Genomic DNA, 5,610 nt, shown 5'->3' on the forward strand with positions numbered 1-5,610 from the left:
GCTCGCGCGGCTGCGCCGCCTGCTCGACCTGCGTCCGGCGCGCGGCCTGCCGGCGCGCGCCGCGGCAGCGGAGGAACCGCCGCTGCAGGGGGACTGCATCGCGCCGGGCCTGTATGCGATCGAGCGGCGCTATGCCGCGGCCGCGTCGGCGCCGCTGCTGCCGCCGCGCTGGCCCGACTGCCTGCCGGTCGCGCGCGAACGCTTCCTGTGTTTCGACACTGAGACGACCGGCCTGGCCGGCGGCAGCGGCACGCGCGCGTTCATGCTCGGCGCGGCCGACTGGCAGGACGGCGGGCTGCGCGTGCGCCAGCTGTATCTGACGGCCATGGCCGGCGAGGCCGCCATGCTCGCGACGTTCGCGGCCTGGTTGCGCCCCGACAGCGTGCTCGTCAGCTACAACGGACGCAGCTACGACGCGCCGCTGCTCGCGACGCGCTACCGGCTGCAGCGGCTGGCCGATCCGCTGCGCGGGCTCGTCCACGTCGACCTGCTTCATCCGGTGCGGCGCGCCTATCGCGGGCGCTGGGAGAACTGCCGGCTCGCGACCGTCGAGCGGCACCTGCTGCAGATCGTGCGCGACGACGACCTGCCGGGCTCGGAAGCGCCGGCGGCCTGGCGCAGCTATCTGCGCGCGGGCCGCACGACGAACCTGCTGCGCGTGCTCGAACACAACCGCCAGGACGTCGTGACCCTCGCGCGCCTGCTCGAGCACCTGGACCAGAACGCGACGCCGACGGCCTGGCTCACTTCGGCCTGACCCGGCCGCCGGCGTGCGAGTAAACGGAAAGGACGGAGCAGCGGGCCGATCCGGAATCCCGCTGGCCCGCGGCTCGGCCGCGGGCGTTAGCGCAGCGCGCGTCCGGCGGGGACTGGAGAACCGCAGGGGGCACCGGAGCGACAGCGCGAACGTCGTGGAGATCGTTCAAAAGGGGCCTGGATGGGACCGCGGGAGGTGGCGAGCTTCCGTGCAGCTGCGCCGCGATCCCATCCGGGCGATGAAACGTCAGGGTCCGCTCAGAAAACCCTGTCGTGGCCGCGTACTGCTCCTGCTGCCTTTGTCCGGCGCGGCCGCGCCGGTCAGATGATGCGGCACTGCAAGCCGCAAAGCTGGTCCTCGTGCAACGCGTCGGCTACGTGACGCCAGGTCCGGTCCGGGTTCAGCTCGCCCTGGTACAGCGTCGCGTCGACCTCGATCGCGAACGTCGGCCAGTCGTCGCGCGGCGTCTGCAGCTGACGTACGCGGTAGTGGCCCTGCGGCATGGCCTCGAACAGGATGTTCAGCAAGGTTTCGCGCGCGAGATCCGGTTCCTGGTTGATCGCGATCGACCGCATGCTGGTCCAGTTGAAGCTCATGGGTTCCCTCCGTTGCCGACGAGGTTGGCCACAATGTAGCAATCTGGACACGTGACGGCGTGCGGGGTTTCCACCAGGCAGCGCGGGGATTTGAGCTCAGTGCCTGGTATATTTTTTGTTTTGGTGGATTAAGTGAATGGCGCCCGGTCCGTGCGGTCGCGTATCGCGCCAGGGCAGATCGAGGCCGCGGACGCGATCACCGCTCAAAGCGCGAAGAACGGTTTGCCGATTCGCGGCCGTCGATCGCCGGCCGCGGTCTTCGGGCGGCTCCCGCCGCGGCGGCCGCGGCAGTTCGCTGCGTCAGACCTGCTGCAGCGCCGGATGCGCGCTCCAGGCCGGCATGCGGCGCATGTAGTCGCGCGTGCGCGCTTCGGCGTCGGCGCGCGCGAGCGCCGGTTCGCGGCCGAGCAGCCACTGCACCATGCGCTCGAAGCGTTCCTCGAACGGCTGCAGCTCGCCGTTCGCGTCGACGCAATAGGCGCAGTAGACGCCGCTGTCGATGGTCATGCCGCAGCTCTGGCAGTGTTCGGTGTGGTTCATGGCGGACTCCGTGGGGGCAGGGAAAGACGGGCGGCATCGACGAGCGCGCGCAGGCCGACGACGAGCTGCTCGCGTTGCTGCGGAGTCAGGCGCGCGAGCGCCGCGCTCAGTGCCTCGGCCGACAGCACGCGCTGCGCGCGCTCGAGCACGGCGCTGCCGGCGTCGGTCAGCCAGAGCAGCACGCGGCGGCGGTCGCGCCCGTCGGGACTGCGCGCGATCCAGCCGTTGGCTTCGATGCGGTCGACGAGCTCGCTGACCGCCGACAGCGCACGGCTGAAATGCCGCGCGGCTTCGCTGACGGTCAGCGGCCCGGTCCGCGCGAGGTGCTGCAGCACGGCCAGGGTCTCCGGCGACGGGCGCTTCTCGTGCAGGGTCCAGCGCTGGTGCAGCAGTTCGTAGACCGCCGGATACAGGCGGGCGACTTCGGCGATGCAGGTGTCGAGCTCGGACATGCACCGGATTGTAGGAACGCCGGATGCTTCGGCAATCCCGAAGCATTGCCGTGCCGGCGCGGCCGCGGCGCGTTCCGTCGTCGACGCAATGACGAATTGTTCCGTCGTCGCATGAGGTAAACCCCTGCTTGTGCGGCCGCGGCACTGCGGCAGTATCGACGCCAACGCGTCGGCACGGACGAGCCGCCATGATCCTGCGCAAGTACCACGTGGTTTTCGATGCATTGGCCGAGGTCTGGGAGCTGCGCCGCGTCGCGGCCGACGAAACGCCGGAGCTCGTCGCGTGCTATCCGACGCGCGAAGCCGCAGTCTGCGGCTGCAAGCGCTATTGCGGACAACTGCGCCGCTACGGCTGGGTCGCCGACCTGCTCGCGTTCGACCGCGACGGCCGCCTGGCCTTCGAGCAACTGTTCGATCCGGGCATGCCGGCCTGATTCCTGCGCGGCGTCGCAGCCGCTAGTCGTCGCACGGACTCCGGCGGCCGGGGCCGGCTACCATCGCCGCCGGCAGCTGCGGCCGGCGCAGCGCAACCGACGATCGTGAATGCGCATTGCCCTGCTTGTCGTGCTGGCGCTGCTGGCCGGCTGTACTTCCGAGCTCAAGTCTCCCGAAGCCCTGCGGTTGCAGGAAGCCGCCGAAGCGCAGGTGTTCGAGGACTGGTTCGCGCACAACGGCCAGATCGACGGACAGGGCCGGCTGCGCGGCGCGCCTTACGTGAGCTCGCCGCAGCGCTGCGACGATCCCGAAACGCCGGCCATGCTGACCGAGTTCTACATGCGCCTGCCGCAGGCGCTGATCGACGATTTCAAGGCTTCCAATCCGCCCGGCTCGCCGCCCGTGCGGCTGGCCACGGCGCAGGGCAGCCTGCTCGTCGCCGACAGCGACGCGGCGGTCGCCGAGCCGCCGTCGCGCGGCCGCGTCTCGCGCGTGGGCTTCAATGCCGCGCGCGACGAAGCGCTGCTGTGCTGGGGCGACACGTTCGTCGTACTGCGCCGCGAGGGCCGCTGGAAGCCGGTGCAGTACATCGAGTCCAGCCACCTCAGGCGGCTCGCGGAAACGCCGATCTGATACGCGCCGCCTCGCAGGGCGCCGCTTCGCCGCGGCCTACTGCGCGTTCTGCGGCAGGCCGTCGGTGATCTCGTAGTAGTCGCCCTTGTCGGCGACGAAGATGTGGATGCCGAGCTGCGTGCCGGTCGGCGCCTCGAACGCGCCCATGGCGACGCCGATCTTCTCGCGGTCCGGCGGCGGATCCCAGAACAGCGCCGAGCCGCAGGTCGCGCAGAAGCCGCGGCGCACGCGCGGCGAGGACTGGTACCAGGTCAGGTGCTCGGCGCCGTGTATCGTCAGGTCCTTGCGCAGCACGTCGGTGGACACCCAGTAATGCCCCGAGGTCTTGCGGCATCTCGTGCAGTGGCAGGCGTCGGGCGCGTGCAGCGGTGCGGCGACCTCGAAACGTACCGCGCCGCAGAGACAGGAACCTCGATGCATGGCGTGCTCCGGTGGGCTCGCCGGCGGCGCCGGCGTTCAGGACGCGGCCGATGGTCCGCGGCGGCGCCAGAGGAACGCAAGTGCGAGCACGGCCAGGAACAGGCCGTAGCCGATCAGGCTCGCGAGCACCTGTTTCCAGATCGCGCCGGCGCCGGGATCTGCATGCGCGAGGCCCCAGTAGCCGCCGTACGCGGCGGCGAGCAGCGCGAGCACGAGGCTGGCCGAATCGAACAGGCGCTGCGCGGCCGAGGCCGGCCTGCGCCGCGTGCGCCAGAACACGATGCCGAGCACGAGATACCACGGCAGCAGCAGGATCAGCGACAGATTCAGGGCGACGACGGGATTCATCGCGTCACCCGACAACGCCGTGCGGCTGCACGAAGCCGGTCGCGATGCCGGCGATCAGCAGCAGGATCAGCACGACGGACAGCGCGATGCGCCGCGTCAGCGCCTTGACCATGCGGCTGCTGCCGCCCTTGTCGGTCAGCATGAAATACAGGCCGGCGCCGAGGTTGTAGGCGATCAGCGCGAGGAACGCGAGGACGATCAGGGTTTTCATGCGGTAATCCTTTGCAGGTCGTGGGCGAGCGCGCCGAGGCGGCGCAGCGCCGGCAGCACGTCGCTGCCGGGATGGCCGCAATTGATGCGCAGGCAATCGCGGAAACGGTGGTCGGGCGAGAACACGTGGCCCGGCGCGATGCCGATGCCTTCGCGCAGCGCGGCCTCGTGCAGGCGCATCGCGTCGAGGCCGCCGGGCAGCGCGAGCCAGAGGAAATAGCCGCCGCGCGGCCGCGTCAGCCGCGTGCCGGGCGGGAACGCCGCCTCGATCGTCGCGATCGCGGCGTTGCGGCGCGCGGTCAGCGCCGCGCGCAGGCGGCGCAGATGGCGGTCGTAGCCGCCTTCCTCGAGGTAATGCAGGATCGCCGTCTGCGCCGGCGCCGAGGCGGCCATCGTCGTCATCAGCAGCAGGCGCTGTATGCGCCGCGCTTCGCGGCCCGCGGCGATCCAGCCGACGCGATAGCCCGGCGCGAGGCATTTGGAAAACGACGAGCAGTGCAGCACGAGGCCGTGTTCGTCGTAGGCCTTGGCCGGGCGCGGCCGCTGCGAGCCCGCATAGAGTTCGGCGTACACGTCGTCCTCGATCAGCGGCACGCCGTGTTCGGCGAGCAGCGCGACGAGCGCGCGCTTGTGCGCCTCGGGCATCAGACTGCCCAGCGGATTCTGCAGGGTCGGCATCAGCCAGCAGGCCGCGACGCGCGTGCGCGCGAGCGCTTCGGCCAGCGCGTCGAGATCGATGCCGTGCTCGGGATCCGTGCGGATCTCCAGCGCCTTGAGCTTGAGCCGCTCTATCGCCTGCAGCGCCGCATAGAACGCCGGCGATTCGATGACGACCGTGTCGCCGGGCTGGGTCACCGCCTGCAGCGCCGCGTTGAGCCCTTCGAGCGCGCCGTTGGTCACGAGGATCTCGTCGGGCTGCACGCGTATGCCATCGATGCGGTAGCGCAAGGCGATCTGTTCGCGCAGGCGCGGATGCCCCGGCGCGATGTTGTCGACGATGGCCTCGGGCGCGAGCCGGCGCAGGCCCTTGGCCGCGGCGCGCGCGAGCTGGGCCAGCGGAAACAGGTCGGGCCCGGGAAACGCCGAGCCCAGCGGCGCTATGCCCGGCGAGCGCGCCGCGCGCAGCACCTCGAACACGAGCTCGCTGACGGCGACTTCGTTGGCCTCGCCGGCCGGCGCCGCGACGGCGAGCGCCGGGCGCGACGGCGTCGCCGCAGAT

General features: G+C 71.0%; 10 protein-coding genes. 3 read left to right on the top strand and 7 right to left on the bottom strand.

Annotated features, from left to right (window positions below):
• The coding region (locus NON22_RS19540) for a ribonuclease H-like domain-containing protein (RefSeq protein ID WP_257388651.1) at positions 1-757 on the top strand (757 nt) is incomplete at its 5' end.
• A gap of 320 nt (positions 758-1,077) precedes the next feature.
• On the opposite strand, the gene NON22_RS19545 is transcribed toward NON22_RS19540, so the two are convergent.
• From NON22_RS19545 to NON22_RS19555, 3 genes are all read right to left on the bottom strand, one after another.
• The gene (locus tag NON22_RS19545; RefSeq protein ID WP_257388652.1) at positions 1,078-1,353 is read right to left on the bottom strand and encodes a hypothetical protein; all 276 of its coding nucleotides are present in this window, start codon (positions 1,351-1,353) and stop codon (positions 1,078-1,080) included.
• Positions 1,354-1,653: 300 nt separating this feature from the next.
• The gene (locus NON22_RS19550; RefSeq protein WP_257388653.1) at positions 1,654-1,893 is read right to left on the bottom strand and encodes a zinc ribbon domain-containing protein; all 240 of its coding nucleotides are present in this window, start codon (positions 1,891-1,893) and stop codon (positions 1,654-1,656) included.
• Positions 1,890-2,345 (bottom strand): MarR family winged helix-turn-helix transcriptional regulator, encoded by a 456-nt coding sequence (locus NON22_RS19555; RefSeq protein WP_257388654.1) that lies wholly within the window; start codon positions 2,343-2,345, stop codon positions 1,890-1,892. The genes NON22_RS19550 and NON22_RS19555 overlap by 4 nt, the downstream gene beginning before the upstream one ends.
• 188 nt (positions 2,346-2,533) lie before the next feature.
• Here NON22_RS19555 and NON22_RS19560 point away from each other — a divergent pair, with 188 nt between their 5' ends.
• Both NON22_RS19560 and NON22_RS19565 read left to right on the top strand, forming a co-directional pair.
• Positions 2,534-2,779 (top strand): hypothetical protein, encoded by a 246-nt coding sequence (locus tag NON22_RS19560; RefSeq protein WP_257388655.1) that lies wholly within the window; start codon positions 2,534-2,536, stop codon positions 2,777-2,779.
• A 109-nt stretch (positions 2,780-2,888) separates the two neighbouring features.
• Positions 2,889-3,413 carry a hypothetical protein gene (locus tag NON22_RS19565; protein WP_257388656.1) on the top strand — a complete coding sequence of 175 codons (525 nt, stop codon included), beginning with the start codon at positions 2,889-2,891 and terminating at the stop codon, positions 3,411-3,413.
• A gap of 36 nt (positions 3,414-3,449) precedes the next feature.
• Here NON22_RS19565 and NON22_RS19570 read toward each other — a convergent pair whose 3' ends face one another.
• The 4 genes from NON22_RS19570 to NON22_RS19585 form a co-directional block, all read right to left on the bottom strand.
• The gene (locus NON22_RS19570) at positions 3,450-3,833 is read right to left on the bottom strand and encodes a GFA family protein (RefSeq protein WP_257388657.1); all 384 of its coding nucleotides are present in this window, start codon (positions 3,831-3,833) and stop codon (positions 3,450-3,452) included.
• Between the two features lie 36 nt (positions 3,834-3,869).
• On the bottom strand, positions 3,870-4,181 hold the full coding sequence (locus NON22_RS19575) for a hypothetical protein (protein ID WP_257388658.1): 312 nt from the start codon (positions 4,179-4,181) through the stop codon (positions 3,870-3,872).
• Between the two features lie 4 nt (positions 4,182-4,185).
• Complete coding sequence (locus NON22_RS19580; RefSeq protein ID WP_257388659.1) at positions 4,186-4,392, bottom strand: twin transmembrane helix small protein; 207 nt, start codon at positions 4,390-4,392, stop codon at positions 4,186-4,188.
• Positions 4,389-5,610 (bottom strand): aminotransferase-like domain-containing protein (locus NON22_RS19585; protein WP_257388661.1); only part of this gene is annotated, 1,222 nt, incomplete at its 5' end. The genes NON22_RS19585 and NON22_RS19580, both read right to left, overlap by 4 nt.

This window comes from Tahibacter caeni, from assembly GCF_024609805.1.
Taxonomy (GTDB): Bacteria; Pseudomonadota; Gammaproteobacteria; order Xanthomonadales; family Rhodanobacteraceae; genus Tahibacter; species Tahibacter caeni.